Source organism: Pseudomonas sp. IT-P258 (assembly GCF_949767825.1).
GTDB classification, from domain to species: Bacteria; Pseudomonadota; Gammaproteobacteria; order Pseudomonadales; family Pseudomonadaceae; genus Aquipseudomonas; species Aquipseudomonas monachiensis.
Genome location: NZ_CATKPU010000043.1, coordinates 524,617 through 546,374, shown reverse-complemented (window position 1 = coordinate 546,374; position 21,758 = coordinate 524,617). Strand labels below are relative to the sequence as shown.

At 60.6% G+C, this 21,758-nt stretch carries 20 protein-coding genes; 15 read left to right on the top strand and 5 right to left on the bottom strand.

What is annotated here, in order from left to right:
- The first annotated feature begins 181 nt into the window (after window positions 1-181).
- From prmA to ACM6G4_RS18290, 8 genes are all read left to right on the top strand, one after another.
- The gene (prmA, locus tag ACM6G4_RS18325) at window positions 182-1,060 is read left to right on the top strand and encodes a 50S ribosomal protein L11 methyltransferase (protein ID WP_056725294.1); all 879 of its coding nucleotides are present in this window, start codon (window positions 182-184) and stop codon (window positions 1,058-1,060) included.
- A 30-nt stretch (window positions 1,061-1,090) separates the two neighbouring features.
- The gene (locus ACM6G4_RS18320; RefSeq protein ID WP_414914266.1) at window positions 1,091-2,335 is read left to right on the top strand and encodes a DUF3426 domain-containing protein; all 1,245 of its coding nucleotides are present in this window, start codon (window positions 1,091-1,093) and stop codon (window positions 2,333-2,335) included.
- A 184-nt stretch (window positions 2,336-2,519) separates the two neighbouring features.
- Complete coding sequence (dusB, locus tag ACM6G4_RS18315; RefSeq protein ID WP_414914265.1) at window positions 2,520-3,530, top strand: tRNA dihydrouridine synthase DusB; 1,011 nt, start codon at window positions 2,520-2,522, stop codon at window positions 3,528-3,530.
- The gene (gene fis / locus ACM6G4_RS18310; RefSeq protein ID WP_015093301.1) at window positions 3,527-3,847 is read left to right on the top strand and encodes a DNA-binding transcriptional regulator Fis; all 321 of its coding nucleotides are present in this window, start codon (window positions 3,527-3,529) and stop codon (window positions 3,845-3,847) included. Before dusB ends, fis begins: the two co-directional genes overlap by 4 nt.
- A gap of 82 nt (window positions 3,848-3,929) precedes the next feature.
- Window positions 3,930-5,537 (top strand): bifunctional phosphoribosylaminoimidazolecarboxamide formyltransferase/IMP cyclohydrolase, encoded by a 1,608-nt coding sequence (gene purH / locus ACM6G4_RS18305; RefSeq protein WP_414914264.1) that lies wholly within the window; start codon window positions 3,930-3,932, stop codon window positions 5,535-5,537.
- A gap of 171 nt (window positions 5,538-5,708) precedes the next feature.
- Complete coding sequence (gene purD, locus ACM6G4_RS18300; RefSeq protein WP_409078596.1) at window positions 5,709-7,004, top strand: phosphoribosylamine--glycine ligase; 1,296 nt, start codon at window positions 5,709-5,711, stop codon at window positions 7,002-7,004.
- Window positions 7,005-7,104: 100 nt separating this feature from the next.
- Window positions 7,105-9,882: a hybrid sensor histidine kinase/response regulator gene (locus ACM6G4_RS18295; RefSeq protein WP_056725303.1), complete on the top strand. Its 2,778-nt coding sequence runs from the start codon at window positions 7,105-7,107 to the stop codon at window positions 9,880-9,882.
- A 65-nt stretch (window positions 9,883-9,947) separates the two neighbouring features.
- Window positions 9,948-10,544, top strand: a complete 597-nt coding sequence (locus ACM6G4_RS18290) for a MarC family protein (RefSeq protein ID WP_111284385.1) — start codon at window positions 9,948-9,950, stop codon at window positions 10,542-10,544.
- 14 nt (window positions 10,545-10,558) lie between these two features.
- On the opposite strand, the gene ACM6G4_RS18285 is transcribed toward ACM6G4_RS18290, so the two are convergent.
- The 5 genes from ACM6G4_RS18285 to cobG form a co-directional block, all read right to left on the bottom strand.
- The gene (locus tag ACM6G4_RS18285; RefSeq protein ID WP_414914263.1) at window positions 10,559-11,374 is read right to left on the bottom strand and encodes a hypothetical protein; all 816 of its coding nucleotides are present in this window, start codon (window positions 11,372-11,374) and stop codon (window positions 10,559-10,561) included.
- 205 nt (window positions 11,375-11,579) lie between these two features.
- The gene (gene cobJ, locus ACM6G4_RS18280; RefSeq protein ID WP_414914262.1) at window positions 11,580-13,292 is read right to left on the bottom strand and encodes a precorrin-3B C(17)-methyltransferase; all 1,713 of its coding nucleotides are present in this window, start codon (window positions 13,290-13,292) and stop codon (window positions 11,580-11,582) included.
- Window positions 13,292-14,023, bottom strand: coding sequence for a precorrin-2 C(20)-methyltransferase (locus tag ACM6G4_RS18275; protein ID WP_409078592.1), 732 nt, complete (start codon window positions 14,021-14,023; stop codon window positions 13,292-13,294). Before ACM6G4_RS18275 ends, cobJ begins: the two co-directional genes overlap by 1 nt.
- Window positions 14,023-14,649, bottom strand: a complete 627-nt coding sequence (locus ACM6G4_RS18270) for a precorrin-8X methylmutase (RefSeq protein WP_414914261.1) — start codon at window positions 14,647-14,649, stop codon at window positions 14,023-14,025. The genes ACM6G4_RS18275 and ACM6G4_RS18270 overlap by 1 nt, the downstream gene beginning before the upstream one ends.
- On the bottom strand, window positions 14,642-15,964 hold the full coding sequence (gene cobG, locus ACM6G4_RS18265) for a precorrin-3B synthase (protein ID WP_414914260.1): 1,323 nt from the start codon (window positions 15,962-15,964) through the stop codon (window positions 14,642-14,644). Before cobG ends, ACM6G4_RS18270 begins: the two co-directional genes overlap by 8 nt.
- A 275-nt stretch (window positions 15,965-16,239) precedes the next feature.
- Between cobG and ACM6G4_RS18260 the strand changes: the two genes are divergently transcribed.
- The 7 genes from ACM6G4_RS18260 to ACM6G4_RS18230 all read left to right on the top strand — a co-directional run bounded on the left by ACM6G4_RS18260 (window position 16,240) and on the right by ACM6G4_RS18230 (window position 21,726).
- Window positions 16,240-16,893, top strand: a complete 654-nt coding sequence (locus tag ACM6G4_RS18260) for a hypothetical protein (protein ID WP_414914259.1) — start codon at window positions 16,240-16,242, stop codon at window positions 16,891-16,893.
- A 151-nt stretch (window positions 16,894-17,044) separates the two neighbouring features.
- Window positions 17,045-18,256: a precorrin-6y C5,15-methyltransferase (decarboxylating) subunit CbiE gene (gene cbiE, locus ACM6G4_RS18255; RefSeq protein WP_414914258.1), complete on the top strand. Its 1,212-nt coding sequence runs from the start codon at window positions 17,045-17,047 to the stop codon at window positions 18,254-18,256.
- Window positions 18,249-19,346 carry a cobalt-precorrin-5B (C(1))-methyltransferase gene (locus ACM6G4_RS18250; protein WP_414914257.1) on the top strand — a complete coding sequence of 366 codons (1,098 nt, stop codon included), beginning with the start codon at window positions 18,249-18,251 and terminating at the stop codon, window positions 19,344-19,346. The genes cbiE and ACM6G4_RS18250 overlap by 8 nt, the downstream gene beginning before the upstream one ends.
- A complete protein-coding gene (locus ACM6G4_RS18245; protein WP_409078588.1) occupies window positions 19,343-20,071 on the top strand; it encodes a cobalt-precorrin-6A reductase in 729 nt (242 codons plus the stop codon). Before ACM6G4_RS18250 ends, ACM6G4_RS18245 begins: the two co-directional genes overlap by 4 nt.
- 252 nt (window positions 20,072-20,323) lie before the next feature.
- The gene (locus tag ACM6G4_RS18240; protein WP_414914256.1) at window positions 20,324-20,722 is read left to right on the top strand and encodes a DUF2946 domain-containing protein; all 399 of its coding nucleotides are present in this window, start codon (window positions 20,324-20,326) and stop codon (window positions 20,720-20,722) included.
- 47 nt (window positions 20,723-20,769) lie between these two features.
- On the top strand, window positions 20,770-21,249 hold the full coding sequence (locus ACM6G4_RS18235; RefSeq protein ID WP_056725322.1) for a copper chaperone PCu(A)C: 480 nt from the start codon (window positions 20,770-20,772) through the stop codon (window positions 21,247-21,249).
- A gap of 21 nt (window positions 21,250-21,270) precedes the next feature.
- Entirely contained in the window at window positions 21,271-21,726 is a 456-nt protein-coding gene (locus tag ACM6G4_RS18230; RefSeq protein WP_056725324.1) for a DUF2946 domain-containing protein, read from the top strand.
- The last annotated feature ends 32 nt before the right edge of the window (window positions 21,727-21,758 follow it).

Below are 21,758 nucleotides of genomic sequence, written 5' to 3'. Positions count from 1 at the left end.
TTCAAAAGATCGCAGCCTTCGGCAGCTCCTACATTTGAAATGCGCTCCCCTGTAGGAGCTGCCGCAGGCTGCGATCTTTTTGCTTCACCCCTATAGTCGTCTTCTGCCCCGCGCTCGCGTAAACTTGCGTCCTTCTCGCAGCCCACCAGGCTGCAATCAATATTTTTCAAAGGTGCCCGCCATGCCTTGGCTGCAAGTACGTCTCGCCATCAGCCCAGAACAAGCCGAAACCTATGAAGACGCTTTCCTTGAAGTGGGCGCCGTGTCGGTGACCTTCATGGACGCCGAAGATCAGCCGATCTTCGAGCCGGAACTCAACACCACGCCGCTGTGGTCGCACACGCACCTGCTGGCCCTGTTCGAAGGTGGCACCGAGCCAGGCCCGGTATTGGCTCATCTGGAGTTGCTGACCGGCAGCCCGCTACCCGAGCACCACAGCGAAGTGATCGAAGACCAGGACTGGGAACGCAGCTGGATGGATGGTTTCCAGCCAATGCGTTTCGGCCAGCGCCTGTGGATCGTGCCGAGTTGGCATGCCGCACCAGAACCTGACGCCGTGAATTTGCTGCTGGACCCGGGCCTGGCGTTCGGCACCGGCACCCACCCGACCACCGCACTATGCCTGGAATGGCTCGACGGTCAGGACCTGAAAGACTGCAACGTGCTGGACTTCGGTTGCGGCTCGGGGATTCTGGCGATTGCCGCACTGTTGCTGGGCGCCAGGGAAGCCGTCGGCACCGATATCGACGTGCAGGCGCTGGAAGCCTCCCGCGACAACGCCGGGCGCAACAACATCGCCGACCACCTGTTCCCGCTGTATCTGCCGCAAGACCTGCCGCAGGTGCAGGCCGACGTGCTGGTGGCCAACATTCTCGCCGGTCCGCTGGTGTCCCTGGCGCCACAGCTGTCGGGCCTGGTCAAGTCGGGCGGTCGCCTGGCGCTGTCGGGCATCCTCGCCGAACAGGGCGATGAAGTCGCTGCCGCCTACACCAAGGACTTCGATCTGGACCCGATCGCCAATCGCGATGGCTGGGTGCGCATCACTGGCCGTCGGCGCTAGAATGAGCGTCTGCATAATCCGGATCGCCGCATGACCGACAGCTTCGTCACCCAGTGCCCGCATTGCCAAACCAGCTTCCGCGTCAGCCATGCCCAGTTGAGCGTGGCTCGCGGGGTGGTTCGTTGCGGCTCCTGCCTGCAGGTGTTCAATGCCGCCAGGCAATTGCTTGAGCAGGCGAGCAAGGAATCACCGGTCACGACGCCCGTGCAGCCTGAGGAGCCCCTTGAGCCATCACCACCGCGCGCCATCAGCCAAAAGCAATGGAGCGCGACCGAACTGGACCTGGACAGTCTCGACCTCGACGAAGAGCTCGCCCGGCTCGAGCAGCGGGAAATCCAGCCGACCACCGAACTCGGCCGCCATCGCGACGACTCGCTGAGTGCCCGTCGCGACAGCACCGGGCAGGATGACGAGGAGCCGTGGTCCGACAGCCTGTTCAGTGAGTCGGCGGCCGATCGTGCGCAACTCGACGAACCGCTCGACAGCCTTGAAACGCCAGAGCCGACGGTCGAACCGAGCAAAGCCTCGCGCACCGAACCTTCGCTGTCCCTGGAACCGGTTGATCTCGACGAAGAATCGCAGCCACCTCATTTGCGACTGCACGACCCTCTCGATGCACCGCTGAACCACGAACGCCTGTCGGCCGCCGACGAGAGGGAAATCGACGACAACCTGCCTTCGATCGAACCGCTGCGCAAGCGACGCGAACGCAGCGAACCGGGCGTGCGTGCCGAAGTGCTGCAAGACCTGACCGACGACCCGCTGCAACTGGACTGGCAAAAACGCCGCTCGCCCTGGGGCCGACGCCTGTTCTGGCTGCTGCTGGTGCTGATTGCCGCTGGCGCCCTCGCCGGCCAGTACGTTGCCTACCATTTCGACGAACTGGCGCGACAGGATCAATATCGCCCGTGGTTCCAGCAACTGTGCCCGCAAATCGGCTGCACCGTGCCTTCCAAAGTCGACATCGCGAAGATCAAGAGCAGCAACCTGGTGGTACGTAGCCATCCCGAGTTCAATGGCGCCCTGGTGGTCGATGCGATCATCTATAACCGCGCGCCCTTCTCCCAGCCCTTCCCGTTGCTGGAGCTGCGCTTCGCCGACCTCAATGGCCATCTTATCGCCAGTCGTCGCTTCAAGCCTGGCGAGTACCTCAATGGCGATCTCGAAGGCATGGCGGAAATGCCTCCGCAAACGCCGATCCACATCGCCCTGGACATTCTCGACCCAGGTGCCAAGGCCGTGAACTACAGTCTGAGCTTTCACTCTCCGGAGTGAAACGCTTCATTGCTCCCGGATTCACGCCGGCTTTCTGACTGCCCCAGGCGAACCAAACCACGGGTAATAACAGAATAACTGTTCAGAATTTGTTCAATTCAGCCTTTATCCAGTCATCGAGAGCGGGTATCATGCCAACCCTTTTTCGAACTCTCATGATCCGGCCCCACAACAGGGAAGTCCTATGTCGGCGGTACGCATCGGCCCATACACATTACATAACAGCTTGATTCTCGCCCCCATGGCGGGAGTCACCGACCAGCCCTTTCGTCAGCTGTGCAAGCGCTTGGGCGCGGGACTGGTCGTCTCGGAAATGGTCACCAGCGACATGAGTTTGTGGAACACCCGCAAGTCGCGCATGCGCATGATCCACGAAGGTGATCCCGAGCCTCGCTCGGTACAGATCGCCGGTGGGGACGCGCAGATGCTGGCGGACGCCGCCCGTGCCAACGTTGAAATGGGTGCGCAGATCATTGATATCAACATGGGCTGTCCGGCAAAAAAAGTCTGTAACAAGGCGGCCGGTTCCGCGCTGTTGAAGGATGAACCCCTGGTAACCGAGATCCTGCAGGCCGTCGTGGCTGCGGTCGATGTGCCGGTTACCCTGAAGATCCGGACCGGTTGGGACCGGGACAACAAGAACGGCCTGACGGTGGCAAAGATCGCCGAACAGGCAGGCATTACGGCGCTGGCAGTGCATGGCCGCACCCGTGCCGACCTGTACACAGGTGAAGCCGAGTACGACACCATTGCCGCGATCAAGCAGGCGGTGTCGATTCCGGTCTTCGCCAATGGCGATATCGATTCGCCGGAAAAAGCCCGGTACGTGCTCGACGCGACCGGTGCCGATGGCCTGTTGATTGGCCGGGCTGCCCAGGGGCGGCCATGGATTTTTCGCGAGATCGACCATTTCCTGCGCACCGGCGAGAAGCTCCCGGCGCTGGAACTGATCGAGGTGGAACGCATTCTGCTAGAGCATCTGGCTGCCCTGCACGCCTTCTATGGTGATGTCATGGGCGTGCGCATTGCTCGAAAGCATGTGGGCTGGTATCTCGCAACCCTGCCGGGCGCCAGGGAGTTTCGCGCCCACTTCAATCGTTTGGATGGTACGGATGCACAATGCGCCAACGTTCGGGGATTTTTCGCCGAGCGTTACAAGAGCCTGACAGGGGACGGAGAGTGGGTGGCCGCATGACGATGATGACCGAGACTTTAGTGAGTGGAACAACACCCGTGAGCGACAACGTGAATTTGAAACAGCACCTCAATACGCCAAGCGAAGAAGGCCAGACCCTTCGCGGGAGTGTCGAGAAGGCGCTGCACAATTATTTCGCCCACCTTGAGGGCGCTGCCGTCACGGATGTGTACAACCTGGTGCTCTCCGAAGTCGAGGCTCCCCTGCTCGAGTGCGTGATGAACTACGTCAAGGGCAACCAGACCAAGGCCAGCGAGATGCTCGGGCTTAACCGGGGCACGCTGCGCAAGAAACTCAAGCAGTACGATTTGTTGTAAGCATTCAATCAAACCAGAAAGGCGCCCGCGTAAAACCGGTCGCCTTTTTTGCTGACTTCCTTTGCTTTTGATGGAAATTGAGATGACCGACCAGACTACCCGCCTGCCGATCCGCCGCGCCTTGATCAGCGTTTCCGACAAGACCGGGATCCTCGAATTCGCCAGGGAGCTTGAAGCCCTGGGCGTCGAGATCCTCTCCACCGGCGGGACGTTCAAGCTGCTGCAGGACAACGGCGTTGCCGCAGTGGAAGTCGCGGACTACACAGGTTTTGCCGAAATGATGGACGGCCGGGTGAAGACCCTGCACCCGAAAATCCACGGCGGGATCCTCGGTCGTCGCGGCATCGACGACGCCATCATGAACGAGCATGGCATCAAGCCGATCGACCTGGTTGCGGTCAACCTGTACCCGTTCGAAGCCACCATCAACAAGCCAGGCTGCGACCTGCCGACCGCCATCGAGAACATCGACATCGGCGGCCCGACCATGGTCCGTTCGGCAGCAAAAAACCATAAAGACGTGGCCATCGTGGTCAATGCCGGCGACTACGCCAGCGTCCTGGAAAACCTCAAGGCCGGCGGCCTGACCTACGCTCAGCGTTTCGACCTGATGCTCAAGGCATTCGAGCACACCGCCGCCTACGACGGCATGATCGCCAACTACATGGGCACCGTGAACCAGGCGGCTGAAACCCTCTCGACCTCCGGTCGCAGCGAGTTCCCGCGCACCTTCAACAGCCAGTTCATCAAGGCCCAGGAAATGCGCTACGGCGAGAACCCGCACCAGAGCGCGGCGTTCTACGTTGAAGCCAAACCTGCCGAAGTGGGCATCGCCACCGCGACCCAACTGCAAGGCAAGGAACTGTCGTACAACAACGTGGCCGACACCGACGCTGCGCTGGAATGCGTGAAGAGCTTCGTCAAGCCGGCCTGCGTGATCGTCAAGCACGCCAACCCGTGCGGCGTGGCTGTCAGCCCTGATGCCGAAGGCGGCATCCGCAAGGCCTACGACCTGGCCTACGCTACCGACACCGAATCCGCGTTCGGCGGCATCATCGCCTTCAACCGCGAGCTCGACGCCGAGACCGCCAAGGCCATCGTCGAGCGTCAGTTCGTCGAAGTGATCATTGCCCCAAGCGTCAGCGAAGAGGCCCGCGCCATCGTCGCCGCCAAAGCCAACGTGCGCCTGCTGGCCTGCGGCGAGTGGTCGGCTGACCGCGCTGCTGCCTGGGACTACAAGCGCGTCAACGGTGGCCTGCTGGTACAGAGCCGCGACATCGGCATGATCGGCGCCGACGACCTGAAAGTCGTGACCAGGCGCGCCCCGACCGAGCAAGAGATCCACGACCTGATCTTCGCCTGGAAAGTCGCCAAGTACGTTAAGTCCAACGCCATCGTCTACGCCAAGAATCGCCAGACCATCGGTGTCGGCGCCGGTCAGATGAGCCGTGTGAACTCCGCGCGTATTGCTGCCATCAAGGCTGAGCACGCTGGCTTGCAGGTAGCCGGTTCGGTGATGGCTTCCGACGCTTTCTTCCCGTTCCGCGACGGTCTCGACAACGCGGCCAAGGTCGGCATCACTGCGGTGATCCAGCCAGGCGGCTCGATGCGTGATGCTGAGGTGATTGCCGCTGCCGACGAAGCCGGCATCGCCATGGTGTTCACCGGCATGCGCCACTTCCGTCACTAAGCACTCCGCTCCCCCTGTGTAGGAGCTCTGTAGGAGCTGTCGAGTGAAACGAGGCGGCGATCTTTTGATCTTGTTTTTAAGAGCAAGATCAAAAAATCGCAGCCTCCGGCAGCTCCTACAGCGTGTGTACAAAGGGGTTTGCAGCGACCCATAGAATTTGAGGTTTTTGAAATGAATGTTTTGATCATTGGCAGCGGTGGCCGTGAACACGCCCTGGCCTGGAAAGTGGCTCAGGATCCGCGCGTGCAGAAAGTTTTCGTGGCCCCGGGCAATGCCGGCACCGCCATCGAAGCCAAGTGCGAGAACGTCGCCATCGACGTGCTGGCCCTTGAGCAGCTTGCAGACTTCGCCGAGAAAAACGTTTCCCTGACCATCGTTGGCCCGGAAGTGCCACTGGTCGCCGGCGTCGTTGACCTGTTCCGCTCCCGCGGCCTGGATTGCTTCGGTCCGACCGCTGGCGCTGCGCAGCTGGAAGGTTCGAAAGCCTTCACCAAGGACTTCCTGGCGCGCCACAAGATCCCGACTGCCGACTACCAGAACTTCACCGAGATCGAGCCGGCCCTGGCTTACCTGCGTGAAAAAGGCGCTCCGATCGTGATCAAGGCCGATGGCCTGGCCGCCGGTAAAGGCGTGATCGTCGCCATGACCCTGGCCGAAGCCGAAGACGCCGTGCGCGACATGCTGGCCGGCAATGCCTTTGGCGATGCGGGTTCGCGCGTGGTCATCGAAGAGTTCCTGGACGGCGAAGAAGCCAGTTTCATCGTGATGGTCGACGGCAAGAACGTGCTGCCGATGGCCACCAGCCAGGACCACAAACGCGTCGGCGACGGCGACACCGGTCCAAACACTGGTGGCATGGGTGCTTACTCCCCGGCGCCGGTGGTTACCGCCGAAGTGCACAAGCGCGTCATGGACCTGGTGATCTGGCCGACCGTGCGCGGCATGGCCGAGGAGGGCAACGTCTACACTGGTTTCCTGTACGCCGGTCTGATGATCGACAAGGCTGGTAACCCAAAAGTCATCGAATTCAACTGCCGCTTCGGCGACCCTGAGACCCAACCGGTGATGCTGCGCCTGCAGTCGAGCCTGGTGCTGCTGGTCGAGGCCGCTCTGGCCCAGGCGCTGGACAAGGTCGAAGCACAATGGGATCCACGCCCGAGCGTCGGCATCGTGCTGGCCGCCGGCGGCTATCCTGGCGACTACGCCAAAGGCGCGGCCATCAATGGCCTGGACGCAGCGGCAGCACTGGAAGGCAAAGTCTTCCACGCCGGTACTGCGCTCAAGGACGGTCAAGTCGTAACGGCCGGTGGTCGGGTGCTTTGCGCCACGGCCATGGGTGCCAGCGTCGATGCTGCACAGCAGCAGGCCTACAAGCTGGCGGCTTCGATTGACTGGGAAGGCTGCTTCTATCGCAAGGACATTGGCTACCGCGCCATTGCCCGCGAGCGTGGCGAAAATCAGGAATAAGGTATGCACCGCGCCAGGCAATGAACACCGTTTATTGCCTGGCTATTCCAGCGCCGCGCATCGTTATATTCTGGCATCAACCTAACGAAGGGATTTCGCCGTGCGCTGGCTCAGGATTGCCATAAGCTTGACCGTCACTTTGCTGACCTTGCTCTGCATGCTTCCGGCCCAGGCCGCGCAAGGCAGTGGCTGGGCGGTATTGCTCGACGAACAGGGCGACCTGCAACTGAGCGACATCCGTTCCGCACGCTACACCAATCAATTCAGCCCTATCGAACTCGACCGCCTTACCGCAGCCGAACCCGATGGCGCGCTATGGTTGCGATTCAGGCTTGCACCGGGCAAACACGAACAGTTGCTGCGCGTGTTCGCGCCTGACCTGCGCCAGTTCAACATGTACGTTCTGGACGGCGACAAGCTGATCGATCAATCCAGCACGGGCAACGAACGCCCCCAATCCGAGCGACCATTGCCCAGCAGCGACTTCATGCTGGCCCTGCCGCAAAGCGACAACCCCCTAGACGTGTACCTGCGACTGGCCTCCGACCACCAGTTACGGCCCTATATCACCCTGCAATCGGCGATCCTCTCGGCCGCCAACCAGAACCAGACCCTGATCTATGGCCTGTTGTTCGGTTGCATCGCCATGCTGATCCTGCACAACCTCATCCGCTACACCTACACCCGCTCGCGCAGCGCCCTCTGGTTGGCGACGTGCGAAGGGTTATTGATGCTCAGCCTGCTGTTGTTGCTGAACCTGGCCGGTCCCTGGCTGCCGGACTGGCATGCACTGCAAACGCCGGGGGCTTACCTGGCATTGATAATGACTGCGCCCTGCGGCCTGATGCTTGCCTATCGTTTCTTCGCCCCGCTCGGGCCGCATCCGCTGAACCGGTTACTGCTTGGCGAGATCCTGCTCATCACCGCCTGCGGCCTGATGCTGCTGTTCGTCAATACCTTGCCACTGAACTTCATTACCTACGGCCTGGTAGCGCTGGCAGGCCTGAGCATGCTGTTCATCAGCGCCTATCACTGGCAAAAAGGTTATCGCCCGGCTCGCCTCTTCGTGGCAGCCATGGTGGTGTTCAACCTCGGGACACTGGTCATCCTGCCCGCCCTGTTGGGGTTGACCCTGGTCGAACCCCATGGCCTGATCACCATCTTGCTGGTGTTCATCTGCATCAGTGGCCTGTTGATGAGCATTGCGTTGAGCGAGCGCCAGCGCCGCATCACCGAAGACCGCTTCAGCATCAGTCGTGACCTGGCAGCCAGCAACGCCGAGATCAACGCCAAGGCCGAGTTCCTGGCGAAGATCAGCCATGAGATCCGCACTCCGATGAACGGCGTCCTCGGCATGACCGAGCTACTGCTGGGCACACCGCTATCGGTCAAGCAACGCGACTATGTGCAGACGATCCACAGCGCTGGCAACGAGCTGCTGACACTGATCAACGAAATTCTCGACATCTCCAAACTCGAGTCCGGACAGATCGAACTGGACGATGTGCAGTTCGACCTCAATGCACTGATCGAGGATTGCCTGAGCATCTTCCGCGCCAAGGCCGAGCAGCAAAACGTCGAGTTGATCAGCTTCATCCAGCCGCAAGTGCCCCGGGTGATCAGCGGTGACCCGACACGCTTGCGCCAGACGCTGTTGAGCCTGCTTGAAAACGCCCTGAAAAAAACCGATGAAGGCGAAATCCTGATCGTCGTTGCGCTCGACGAGCGCAACACCAAACCACGCCTGCGTATCGCCGTGCAGGACAGCGGCGAGCCCATGGACGCCGAAGAACGCGACGCCCTGATGCACGCCGAACTGCACAGTCGGCATTTTCTTTCGGCCACCCAGTTGGGCGGCAACCTGGGGCTGGTGATTGCCCGCCAGCTGATCCGCTTGATGCAGGGGGAATTCGGGATCAAGAGCGGCAACAACCAGGGCAGCACCCTGTGGCTGACCCTGCCGCTGGACCCGGATCGTCTCGAGCACCCGACCTCCGACCTCGACGGCCCGCTGCAGGGTGCGCGGGTATTGGTGGTGGACGACAATGACACCTGCCGCAAGGTGCTGGTGCAGCAGTGCAGCGCCTGGGGCCTGAACGTCAGCGCCGCGTCTTCCGGCAAGGAGGCGCTGGCCCTTCTGCGCACCAAGGCTCACTTGCGCGATTACTTCGATGTGGTCCTGCTGGACCAGAACATGCCCGGCATGACCGGCATGCAACTGGCGGCCAAGATCAAGGAAGACCCGAGCCTGAACCATGACATCCTGTTGATCATGCTCACCGGCATCAGCAATGCGCCGAGCAAAATCATCGCGCGCAACTCCGGGATCAAGCGCATCCTCGCCAAACCGGTGGCCGGCTACACCCTCAAGACCACCCTGGCCGACGAGCTGACCCAACGCAACAAAGGCCTGGTCGTCACGCAACCACTGCCAAACGGCCCGGCACTACCGGTCAAGGTCCCCAGCGACTTCCGCATCCTGGTGGCCGAAGACAACAGCATCTCGACCAAGGTGATCCGCGGCATGCTGAGCAAGCTCAACCTGCAACCGGATACCGCCTGCAACGGCGAAGAGGCCCTACAGGCAATGAAGGCCCAACGTTACGACCTGGTGCTGATGGACTGTGAAATGCCGATCCTCGACGGCTTCTCGGCCACCCAGCAATTGCGTGCCTGGGAAGTCGGCAATCAGCGGGTCCGTACCCCCGTGGTGGCATTGACTGCCCATATCCTGGCCGAACACAAAGAGCGTGCACGCCAGGCCGGCATGGACGGACATATGGCCAAGCCGGTGGAACTGTCGCAGCTGCGTGAATTGATCGAGCACTGGGTCGCCCAGCGTGACCAGCACAATCGCGCAACAACCCAAACGTCCTGAGCCGACAGACTGCGCAACCCCTGATAGACTCCCCCTCGACTTCCCTCGCCAGTGAGCCCGGCACCATGCTCCATGTGTTGTTCAGTGTTTACCTGAAGATGCTGGTGCTCTACAGCCCATTCTTCGTGTTGTCCTGCTTCATCAGCCTGACCCGTGGTTACTCGCGCAAGGAACAGCGTCGGCTGGCCTGGAAAGTAGCGGTCGCCACGCTGGTCTCCAGTGTGCTGCTGTATTTGTTCGGCCGGGTGATTTTCAGTGTTTTCGGCATTACCGTGGATGCCTTTCGTATCGGCGCAGGCAGCGTGCTGTTCATCTCGGCACTCGGGATGGCACAAGGCAAGTCGGCGGTACAGACCGACAACGTGCAACAGGATGTGACCATCGTCCCGCTGACCATTCCGCTGACCGTCGGCCCCGGTACCATCGGTGCCTTGCTGGTAATGGGCGTGAGCCAGCCGCACTGGGACGACAAGCTCACGGCCATTGTCAGTATTGCCCTGGCCAGTTTTACCGTGGGGGTGGTGCTTTATCTGTCCAGCCGCATCGAACGCATACTCGGCGACCAGGGCTTGCAGATTGTCAGCCGGTTGATGGGATTGTTTGTGTGTGCGCTGGCGGCACAGATTATCTTCACTGGGGTGAAGGGGTATCTGGTTCCCTGACGCTTCAACCGGTTTTAACGACGCCGGCTGAAACGCTTGACCAGCACCTCTTTGCGATGCTCGCCAAGGTACTCTTCCATGTCTGTCTTGATGACCGCATAGCGGGCAGGGTTAAACGTGACGAAGGCCTTCCCGTGAAAAATATCGAGACTCGAGACTTTCCAGTCGACAAACAGGATGCCGTCATTGCGGCCACCGCCCTTATGGTCGACTGCGGCCAATGCGACCAGGATGAGGCCATTCGGCATTTGCTCGCAGGGTATCGTCGATAACCGCACGCCTTCGGCTTTTTTCGACTCCAGGTTCAACAGCTGGATGGCCTCCGGCTCCGACTTCAACGCGGTCAGCGTGGAGTTCGTTACCGCACTGAGCACCGACGCACCTGGAACAGCGGCCTTCGCGGCTTCCACGGCAGCCTCGACAATATCGACCAGAACATTATCAATGGTAATATTCAGCGAACTCGACGCGTACTTGGAAAATCCTTTGTCAGGAACAAAACACCCGAGATCTTCCATGCATTTGGTAAAGGCGTGATACCAGGCTTTTGGATCGTTACCACCCGGCACTTCATAGTTCGCCTCTATTCTGGACATGGTGATTATATTTTCAATAATCGCCATGTTCTCAAGACTGATCTGATCGCCATAACCAATCAGACTATTGCCCAGTACCAACGCATCCAACTCCTTGTTCGGGCGGGATGCCTCGGCCAACACGTGCCTTTTAACACGGGCCTTGGCGACCACTGCAGGTTGGCGTTTTTGAATACACCCCCTGACAAAATCAGCACTATGCTCTGGACTAACAGAGCTTTGATAAATATCCATATACATCATTCCTTTGTTAGTTATTACTCCCTCACTGGGGAGTACGCCAAAACTAACGCAGCAAAATAAATCCCACAAGCGCAGTAAAATACATAGTATGTAGGAATAACCATGTTTTTCGATTAATAGAGATCAGTCACACCAATAAACGCCTTGATCATGAACAGCGACTCATGATCAAGGCGTTTATATAGTAAAAAGTAACTTACTGAGGAATTGGAGTAAGTTTATCGCCATAACTGCGAGGCGTATAAACCCAGGAGCGGCCGTCCGTGCGAGGGAATACCCGGGTGGTAGACGATCCCACCAGCACCATGGTGCGCATATCGACCTGCTCGGGAGTCAACTGACCGAGCGTTGTTACGCGCAAGGTCTGGCCTGGACGACCAATATCGCGTCCCAGCACCACCGGCGTTTCAGGCACACGATGCCGGGCGACAATATCCAACGCCAGGCCCAACTGCCACGGCCGCGAACGCGAAATCGGGTTGTAGAACGCCAGCGCCAGATCGGCTTGCGCGGCCAGGTCCAGGCGTTTTTCGATGATCGACCAAGGCTTGAGGTTGTCCGACAGCGACAACACGCAGAAGTCATGCCCCAACGGCGCACCGGCCTGCGCAGCCGTCGCCAGTGAGGCCGAGACTCCCGGCAGCATCTCCAGATCGACGTTGTGCCAACTGGCATCGGTAGATTCGTGAAGCGCTTCCAGCACCGCCGCTGCCATGGCGAAGACGCCCGGATCGCCCGACGACACCACCACCACCGAGCGCCCCTGGGCCGCCAGTTCGAAGGCGTGGCGGGCGCGTTGCATTTCTTCGCGGTTGTCCGTGCAATGCTGCACCTGATCGGCACGGAACGGACCGGCCATGCGCACGTAGGTTTCGTAACCCAGCACGTCGGTTGCGCGGGCCAGTTCGGCCTTCACCGCCGGCACCATCAGTTCGGCAGCGCCCGGCCCGAGGCCGATCACCGCCAGACGCCCACGCGGGCGGCCGATCTGTAACGGGTCCAGCGGCTGCTCTGCCACTGCGATGGCAACGGTGTCATCGCCAAGGATGGAAACGGGTTGGTCGATGGCCGTGCGCAGACATTCGCCAACCACGCTCTCTGCGCGGGTAAAGCGCAATGGCACACCGAGTTCCAGCGCTGATTCATGTAACGCCGGGTCGGCCATTTCGGTGTCGGCGGCCAGCAGGCAGGCCAGCGATTGCGTGGCGATTTTTTCTTGATGCAACGCCTCGCGAACCGTCGTCGCGACGTTGCTCACCCCAGCACTGACAGCCACCACCACGTTGCGCGGATAAATCAGCAATTCATTGGCAGCGGGCTCGCGCTCGGCATGACTGACATGCACCGCCAGTCGGGCCTGCACATCTTCAGGCAATTGCGCCTGCGGCAGCCACGGCGCCTCGCCTTCGATACGCACGGTTTCGCCGGCGAGCAAATCGGAAACGAAACGCTTGCCCAGTTCCAGGTCGCCAAGGGCATAACCACTGGGCGGGTTGAGCAGGCACGTGCCGAAACGCAACTCGCCGCTGGTGGTGATCGCCGCCGCGACTTCCAGCGTGGCGGCAATCTCCCGCGCCATCACGTTTACTCCGCCAAGACCACCCAACAGTGGAACCACGGCGCTGCCGTCTTCGGCCACTGCCAATACCGGTGGTTCGGCGCCTTTTTCCAGCAGCAAGGGCGCCAGCGTGCGGATCACGATCCCGGCCGCGCACAGGGCAATGATCGGTTCACCCTGTTGATAGAGCTCGCGCAGGGTCGCACCGAATTCGTGATAGACCCGATCCGCGCCTTCGACCCGTTCGGCCAGGCCGTGGATCAGGGCGTCGGGATACACCTGCTGAATGCTGCGTGCGGTAGCGAGGCTGCCATTGCCGAGAATGACAATTGCCGGAACTGGACGGGTCATCAGCCTTGCCACCTTTCGCCGGGAACGATGATCAACGAGAAATACGGCGAAGACATCGGCTCGACCTGATCCAGCGGCACGATCTTCTGATTGGCCATGGTCGCGCGCTCGACGTACAACGCGCGCTCGGCCAGACCGAGTTCTTCCAGCACCTGGCGAACCTTGGGAAAATTGCGCCCCAGCTTCATGATCACCGCGGCATCGGCATCGGCCAGGCGACGCTTGAGTTCATCGTGCGGCAATACACCGGACAACACCGACAGGCTCTGATTGCGATACACCAGCGGCGCACCGAGCACTGAGGCTCCGCCGAGCATCGAGCATACGCCGGGCACGACTTCGGCCTGATAGCGCTGGGCGAGCCGGTCGTGCAGGTACATGTAGGAGCCGTAGAAGAACGGATCGCCCTCGCAGATCACCGCCACGTCGCGGCCCGCATCGAGATGCGCGGCCAGTTCTGTGGCCGCGTCATCGTAGAAGTCGCTGATCACTTGCTCATAGGACAGCGGCGCCGGCAAGGCTTCGGTGGTCACCGGGTACACCAGTGGCAGCAGATTCTGTGCTTCCTGCAGATGCGCCTCGATGATGCCGAAGGCGTTGCCCTTCTTGCCCTTGGCCACGAAGTACGCCACTACCGGCGACTCGCGCAGCAAGCGCAGGGCCTTGACGGTAATCAGTTCCGGATCACCAGGGCCGACGCCGAGGCCGATCAAACGTCCAGGTTGCTGCATTATTCGATCTCCGTGGCGAGGGCATTGACAGCGGCGGCGGCCATGGCGCTTCCGCCCAGGCGACCTTGCATGATGACAAAAGGCACGCCACGGCTGTCGGCCGCCAGCGCAGCCTTGGATTCGGCGGCGCCAACGAAGCCTACTGGAAAACCTAGGATCAACGCCGGTTTCGGCGCGCCGGCGTCGAGCATTTCCAGCAGATAGAACAGCGCCGTCGGTGCGTTGCCAATCACTACCACGCTGCCTTCGAGATGCGGACGCCATAGCTCCAGTGCAGCGGCTGAGCGGGTATTGCCCAATTCACGGGCAAGCTCTGGAACGCTCTCATCGCGCAAGGTGCAGATCACCGCATTGTTCGCCGGCAACCGCGCGCGGGTAACGCCTTCGGAGACCATCCGCGCATCGCATAGAATCGGCGCGCCGGCCGCCAGCGCATCACGCCCGGCCTTGCCTGCCCCTTCGGAAAACTGCAAGCCGTCGATGGCATCGACCATGCCGCAGGCGTGAATCACACGGACCGCGAGTTTCTCCAGATCGGCCGGGATTCGGTCGAGGTTGGCCTCGGCGCGAATGATCGCGAAGGAGTTGCGATAGATCTCCTGACCGTCGCGGATGTAATCAAGCATCAAGGGGGCTCCGTGAGCGGGCGTCGAGCAAGGTCGCGACCGCTTCAATAGTAAGGTTGCGTGCGTGCAGCGCGCCGAAACCCGGCTGCGCTGCATCGCGAAAATAGAGATCGTAGTGGCCGGGGGCGACGGCCAGCAACGTGACAGGTGCGATATGTGCGGCGGCGCAGGAACGCGGGCAACCGCTCAGGTGTATGTTCAGTGCCGGTCCATGGCGGTGCAGCAGCGCCGCCAGTTGCAGGGCATCGCCCTTGGTCTCGGCCAGACCTTTAGCGCAACCGTTTGAGCCGGTGCAGGCGATCAGTCGGGACAATGGCTGATCGGCTTCGCACTGCAAGCCAAGAGACTGCAATTGCCGAATGACCTCGGCGGCATTTTCCGTGCGGACATTGGGCACCAGCAGACTTTGCCAGGGAGTGAAGCGCAAGCTTGAATCACCGAGCTCGCATGCCACTTGTGCCACACCGCGCAGCATCGTCGGGTCGAGCCGCCCCAATGGCGGGACGGCCCCTACGTAGACGACACCGGACTCGGCCTGGGGATGTGCGCCAATGTGCAAATCACTGCCACGCGAAATCCGCTGCCAATCGACAACCGTCTGCATCGATACACGCTCGTCCAGCTGAAGCATAAAGTGCTCGAGCGAATACTCGGTCAGCAAATGACGCATCCGCGTCTGCTCGGGGCGTGCCAATTCGAGGAACAACTCAAGCACCGCGACGACCAGGTCATGGCCATCGTCGAGCGCAACCGATCCTGCCGGTGAGTCAGTCGGGCATCCGGCCAGACCAAACGCCAGGCGTCGCTCACCGTTTTGCTCAAAGGCCGCGAGCCACAGGTCGTGGGGATGTTCAAGCATCGCCAAGGCCTCGCCGCCATCGAGTTGCACGGCGAACTTGGCACTGAGATCGTGAAAGCGTTCGTGCTCTTGCACCGTGGCCAAAATCCGCTCGGCCAACGCACGGGTATCGAACAGCATCAACCGATCGAACCCGGCAGCGGGGCTGAGCATCAGATTGCGCACATCGTCGCCCGCCGCATTGCTCGGCCCCAATCCTGCGGCTAGCAGGCAGTCGATCACGGCTGCCTGTTCGCTGCCGATTCCACGGATCTGCAAGTTGGCGCGGTTGGTCGCTTCGATCACGCCACCGGCATATCGCTCGGCTGCATCGGCCACCGCGACGGCCTGCTGTGCACGGATGGAACCACTGTTGAGTTTGATTCGGCAAATACCGCCGTCCAACGCCTGGACGATACGCAGCAATCCGGGACAGGCCGAAGGGCGTAAGGGCTTGGATTGCTGACGAGAATTCACTGGATGACCGGAACGAGACGAAGGGCAGCATTATGCCTGCTTTGCATGGCAGGATGAAAAGTCCGGGCAGCTGGACGACGAAAAGCGCTTGGACCCGGCGGCGGATTTTTCGTCTGACGCGGGAGGCGAACTTGCTCGTGCCTGACACAGAACACTAACAACAAGAATCAACTTCACAACCCACTCTTATTTCAACCGCCTATCGACTCCTGTACTTTTTAACTTTCAAGTAACGACAACAAATATGCGTTACAGCCAAATATCAGGAGCAACATATGGCCACAAACAAAACAGCCGGAATGCTAACTGGAAACAGCCTTACTTCACATATAGGTGAATTCTCACTACAAGATTACGAAAACCTGAGCCAGTGCACGCAGATAGCCACAAAGTCCGCGGACATGCTTTGCAGCCGCTTTGCTGATCCTTCAAAGTGGCTAAATGAATATGTAAATACGTTGGACTTCATAGGTTGGTCTGTCTTTGAAGACGCGATTTTCACCCGCACTCGCAGCGTCATTTCCCACAGCATTGCGGACTTCCTGGTCCAAAGTGCTCAAGGCATGAAGGACTCCCGACAAGGGAATGCCATGATTGACACGCTCGACGCGCTGAAGCCCGACAAACCGGCAATGTTTTCACTGGATGAAGAAAGCCTTATGGGAGAAAGCTTTCAGGTAATACCTGCACGGTACAATTCGAGGGGGGTTCTCGAGATAGCTGTCTTTAATCTTGAATTGGTAACGCACACAAGAGAAAGCAGTTTCCTGTTCTGGGACTGGGAAGACCAGGATGCACAAATCATCCAGCGACGGGCTAGCCTTAAACTGGACAAACACAAACTCGACAGTAAAAGATCGCTGATTGAAAAAAAGCTTCATGAGATCACCATGAAGAGATTCGACCTGCGAAAACGATCATCCGTTTGAGTATCCTGACACTTGAAACTGCCATCAATGTAAAAAGCGCGCTTTCACCCAATGACAACAGGCGAATGCCGCACCGCGGTATGATGCGCAACCGCCCGCCCGTCACAGACCGGCACCGCGAGTTGGCTTCGATTGAGAGATGAGGAACAGCATGACCCCCTGGCTGACAGTAGTAGGCATCGGAGAGGACGGCTTCAAGGGGCTTGGAAAAAATGCCCGGCATGCCCTGCTGAACGCTTCGCGAATCATAGGCGGTCAACGGCAGCTGGATCTGCTGCCAGCCTGCATCCGTGGGGAACGGCAATTGTGGCCAAGCCCTTTTACCCTTGAAGCGGTTTTGACCAGGCGTGGCGAGCCCGTCTGCGTGCTGGCCAGTGGTGACCCGATGTTCTTCGGCGTCGGCGCCAGCCTCGCCCGGCAACTTCCCTCGGCCGAAATGCTAACGCTTCCCGCGCCGTCCTCCTGCTCGCTGGCTGCGGCGCGAATGGGTTGGCCCTTGCAGGAAGTGGTCACGTTGTCGGTGGTTGCCCGCCCCGTCGCCGCACTCAACGCGCAACTGTTCAGCGGCGTGCGCTTGCTGGTGTTGAGTAACGACGGCGGCAGCCCCACCGCCATCGCCGCACTGCTGCGTGAACGTGGTTTCGGTCCGAGCCGGATAACCGTGCTCGAACATTTGGGCGGTGAAGCCGAGCGGCGTGTCGACGGTATCGCCAATGACTGGAGCGATCCTTTGATCGCCGACCTGAACCTGATCGCCATCGAGTGCATCGCCGAGCCGAACACACTGCGCCTGTCGCGACTGGCCGGCCTGCCGGACTCTGCCTTCAAACACGACGGCCAACTGACCAAGCGCGATGTACGCGCCATCACCCTCGCGCGCCTGGCGCCCATCCCCGGCGAATTGTTGTGGGATGTTGGCGCCGGCAGTGGCTCGATCGGCATCGAATGGATGCGCGCCCACCCCGCTTGCCGCGCACTGGCCATCGAGGCCGATGAAGGCCGACAAGGGTTGATCGAACACAACCGCGATGCCCTCGGTGTTCCCGGCCTGCAACTGGTTCGCGGCAATGCGCCACAGGCCTTGGCCGGCCTGGAGCGACCGGATGCGATTTTCATTGGGGGCGGCGTCACCCGAGAAGGCGTGCTTGATACCTGCTGGGCCGAACTCAAACCCGGAGGCCGGTTGATTGCCAACGCTGTCACCCTGCAAAGTGAAATGACCCTGATGGCCTGGCGCGAGCAACACGGCGGGGAGTTGACCCGCATTCATATCGCGCAAGCACAACCTCTGGGTGACTTCGACACTTGGCGCCAGGCCTTGCCGATTACCTTGCTGGATGTGACGAAACCCTTCGATGCGTGACGAAACAGCCGAACAACCCGCCCCCCTGCGCAGTGGCCTGACCACCGGCAGCTGCGCCACGGCCACCAGCCTCGCCGCCGCGCGCCTGCTGCTGGCTGGCACAGAGGCCGATGCGGTGGAAATCGTATTGCCCAAAGGCAAGCAGGTTCAGATGCGCCTGGAGTTCTGCCGCCTCACCGAGGACGGCGCCGAAGCGGGAACTCTCAAGGATGCTGGTGACGATCCGGACGTGACCCACGGTGCCCTGCTCTACTCCCAGGTGCGCCTGAGCGCCGAACCGGGGACACGCTTCAAGGCCGGTCGCGGCGTCGGCACCGTGACCCGGCCCGGGCTGGTGCTGGGTGTCGGCGAGCCCGCGATCAACCCGGTGCCACGAAAAATGATCAGCGAACACCTGGTCCGACTGGCCGACGAACTCGGCTATAGCGGTGGTTTCGAGGTCACGGTCAATGTCGAGAACGGCGAAGCACTGGCACTGAAAACCATGAACCCGCGCCTTGGCATTCTTGGCGGCCTGTCGATCCTCGGCACCAGCGGCATCGTCCGGCCGTTTTCCTGCGCGGCCTACATCGCCTCGATCCATCAGGGCATCGACGTGGCGAAAACCAACGGTTACCTGCATATTGCCGCCTGCACCGGCAATGCAAGCGAAGACACCATGCGCCGGGTCTACAACCTTCCGGAAATCGCTTTGATCGAAATGGGCGACTTCGTCGGTGCCGTGCTCAAGCACCTGCGCAAAGTACCGGTGGATAAACTCAGCCTGTGCGGTGGTTTCGGCAAGATCAGCAAACTGGCGGCCGGGCACATGGATCTGCACAGCCGTCATTCGAGCATCGACCTGCCGCAACTGGCGTTATGGGCAGCACAGGTCGGCGCCGATGCGGCGTTGCAGCAAAACATCCGCGAGGCCAATACCAGCCAGCAGGCGCTGGCCATGGCCGCCGCAGCCGGGGTCGCCCTGGGTGATGCAGTCTGTCAGCACGCCCTGGACTTTGCCCGTAGCGTCGTGCCGGCGCAGGTTCAGGTGGAAGTCTTCGCCATCGATCGCCAGGGCGGGATCGTTGGCCATGCCGGAGCATTTCAATGAAACGCATCCTGTTGCTCGGCGGCGTGACCGAAGCCATGGCGATTGCCCGCACGCTGGGACCGCAGCATATCTACAGCCTGGCCGGTGTCGGTCGGGTGCCGACCGATCTGCAATGCCAGGTGCGCGTCGGCGGCTACGGCGGTGCCGAAGGCCTGGCGCAATTCATTCGCGATGAAGGCATCGATCTGCTGCTCGACGCCACTCACCCCTACGCCGCCAGTATCAGCCAGAACGCCGCGACCGCCGCGCGCTTGAGCGGCATTCCCTGCTGGGCGCTGCGCCGTCCGGCCTGGCAAGCCCAGGCGAGTGATGACTGGCGGGAAGTCAGCGATTGGGCCGGACTGATCGATGCCCTGAAGCCCTTCCGTCGACCGCTGTTCACCCTCGGTCGCGAGCCCCTGCAACACCTGAACGAAATTCCTGCGGAGCAATTCTGGACCCTGCGCGCACTGGACGTGTACCCGGGCAACGAGCGCTGCGAAGTGATCGGCGCACGTGGGCCCTTCCTGATCGACGATGAACGTGAGTTATTCGAACGGCGAAACATCGACGTGCTGATCAGCAAGAACAGCGGCAGCACGGCGACCGAGCCGAAGCTGGAAGTGGCGCGTGAGCGTGGGGTACCGGTGATTGTCTTGAAGCGGCCGGTGTTGCCGGGAGTTGATCGGGAGTTTGAGGGTGTGACAGAAATCCTGACGACCCTGTCGCTCTTCGACGGCTCCTGATCCCCCGTCCGCCGGGACTTTTCCTACGACACCTTCGGAGTACACGGATTATCTACTCCAGGTCTCCACCCTATAGTCCGGCGGATTCTGAACAAAGCTCCAGCACTACTGACGCTTTGAAATTCACGACTATTATGAAGGCTACGAAAGGATGGCTCTGCGACACCAAACCGCACGTCGCCTTTTTACTTATCGGCCCTGATCAGGCTAAATAGCCCGCGCCTGATCGCCCACCCAAACGGATTTTGTCCCATGTCCCGACAACGGCTCGCAATTGCCTGGATAGCCTGCTTCGCAGTGCTGTTCAACATGCTCGCCATGCCGATGTCCGGAGCGATGGCAAAAACGGCTAATTCACCTGCCGAGCAGTTGTTGTGGGGCAGTTTCTGCAGCTCCAGCGGCGCCAGGATGGTGGCGATTTCCATCGGTGACCTTGAACAGAAAGCCCCGCAAAACGACGATCATTCCAACATGCAGCATTGCTGGTGTTGCTCCGGTTCTGCGCCATTGGTGGCGTTGCCGGGGCATTCGCCGCAGCTGTATTTCGCGCACTTCGAATCCAACCGAAGCCTGCCCGCCACCGCCCTCGACAGCCCGTCACCGCGCCAGCAATGGCCGAGTCTCAACCCCCGCGCGTCCCCTCTGGTGTGATTTTTTCTCGCAATTGACTGCGTTTTAAATCGTTCCGGAGAACTGCCATGTTGAACAAACTCATCGTTCTGGCTGCGTTACTGCTGCCTGCCTGTTTTGCCAATGCACACGAATACAAGGTCGGCGAACTGGAAATCGCGCATCCGTGGTCCCAGGAGTTGCCACCCAATGCGCCCACCGTTGCGGCGTATTTCGTGATCGACAATCAAGGCCAGACCGCCGACCGCCTGCTCAGCGTCGACACCCCCATTGCGGGCGAAGCGCAACTGCATGAGCACGTGATGCAAGGCGACATGATGAAAATGCAGCACGTACCGAGCGTGGAAGTGCCCGCCGGTGGCGAGGTCACCTTCGCACCAATGGCCTATCACGTGATGTTGCTGAACCTCAAGGACCGCAGCCTGCTCACTGACGGCAAGCGCTTCCCCATGACGCTGCACTTCGAAAAGTCCGGTGACGTGACAGTCGAAGTCGCGGTGCAGAAACAGGCGCCGGACGCCATGCAAGAACACAAGCACGCGCAATAACCACCCGCGCTGAATACGCCCATGCGCCCGCTTAGCGCCAGGTCATCCAGGTCACGCAATCAGGCATTGAGCCTGACACGCGGCAGCTGGATCAGCCTGTTCGCCATGTTGATGATCTTTATCGGTCCACTGATTTCCCAGTCGATGCCGATGGATTCGCGCGCCATGTCGATGACCATGCCTGCGGGTATGAGCATGGACATGCCGATGGACATGTCGGCAATGGAGCATGCCGACCATGCCACGCAAGCCAACGCCGAGCATTGCCCGCCAGCCCCCGGGCACCATGTGCTGTGGGAAAAGTGCGGCTATTGCAGCCTGCTGTTCAATTGCCCGGCACTGACCGGTGGCGTGTCTTTCGCCAACTTCGTCATCCCGCCCGTCAACACCTTCACTACACCCTCTGTGCGCCTGGGCCATGCCCGGCAAACCTTCTTCCCCGGCGCCCGCACCCGCGCCCCGCCCATCGTCGCGTAAACACTCACTTCTGATTTCACACGGCCCGCAAG

What these genes read in the sequence shown, in the direction of transcription:
- prmA (WP_056725294.1), top strand. Translation starts at nt 182, where the DNA reads ATGCCTTGGCTGCAAGTACGTCTCGCCATCAGCCCAGAACAAGCCGAA.
- ACM6G4_RS18320 (WP_414914266.1), top strand. Translation starts at nt 1,091, where the DNA reads ATGACCGACAGCTTCGTCACCCAGTGCCCGCATTGCCAAACCAGCTTC.
- dusB (WP_414914265.1), top strand. Translation starts at nt 2,520, where the DNA reads ATGTCGGCGGTACGCATCGGCCCATACACATTACATAACAGCTTGATT.
- fis (WP_015093301.1), top strand. Translation starts at nt 3,527, where the DNA reads ATGACGATGATGACCGAGACTTTAGTGAGTGGAACAACACCCGTGAGC.
- purH (WP_414914264.1), top strand. Translation starts at nt 3,930, where the DNA reads ATGACCGACCAGACTACCCGCCTGCCGATCCGCCGCGCCTTGATCAGC.
- purD (WP_409078596.1), top strand. Translation starts at nt 5,709, where the DNA reads ATGAATGTTTTGATCATTGGCAGCGGTGGCCGTGAACACGCCCTGGCC.
- ACM6G4_RS18290 (WP_111284385.1), top strand. Translation starts at nt 9,948, where the DNA reads ATGCTCCATGTGTTGTTCAGTGTTTACCTGAAGATGCTGGTGCTCTAC.
- ACM6G4_RS18285 (WP_414914263.1), bottom strand. Translation starts at nt 11,374, where the DNA reads ATGGATATTTATCAAAGCTCTGTTAGTCCAGAGCATAGTGCTGATTTT.
- cobJ (WP_414914262.1), bottom strand. Translation starts at nt 13,292, where the DNA reads ATGACCCGTCCAGTTCCGGCAATTGTCATTCTCGGCAATGGCAGCCTC.
- ACM6G4_RS18275 (WP_409078592.1), bottom strand. Translation starts at nt 14,023, where the DNA reads ATGCAGCAACCTGGACGTTTGATCGGCCTCGGCGTCGGCCCTGGTGAT.
- ACM6G4_RS18270 (WP_414914261.1), bottom strand. Translation starts at nt 14,649, where the DNA reads ATGCTTGATTACATCCGCGACGGTCAGGAGATCTATCGCAACTCCTTC.
- ACM6G4_RS18260 (WP_414914259.1), top strand. Translation starts at nt 16,240, where the DNA reads ATGGCCACAAACAAAACAGCCGGAATGCTAACTGGAAACAGCCTTACT.
- cbiE (WP_414914258.1), top strand. Translation starts at nt 17,045, where the DNA reads ATGACCCCCTGGCTGACAGTAGTAGGCATCGGAGAGGACGGCTTCAAG.
- ACM6G4_RS18250 (WP_414914257.1), top strand. Translation starts at nt 18,249, where the DNA reads ATGCGTGACGAAACAGCCGAACAACCCGCCCCCCTGCGCAGTGGCCTG.
- ACM6G4_RS18245 (WP_409078588.1), top strand. Translation starts at nt 19,343, where the DNA reads ATGAAACGCATCCTGTTGCTCGGCGGCGTGACCGAAGCCATGGCGATT.
- ACM6G4_RS18240 (WP_414914256.1), top strand. Translation starts at nt 20,324, where the DNA reads ATGTCCCGACAACGGCTCGCAATTGCCTGGATAGCCTGCTTCGCAGTG.
- ACM6G4_RS18235 (WP_056725322.1), top strand. Translation starts at nt 20,770, where the DNA reads ATGTTGAACAAACTCATCGTTCTGGCTGCGTTACTGCTGCCTGCCTGT.
- ACM6G4_RS18230 (WP_056725324.1), top strand. Translation starts at nt 21,271, where the DNA reads ATGCGCCCGCTTAGCGCCAGGTCATCCAGGTCACGCAATCAGGCATTG.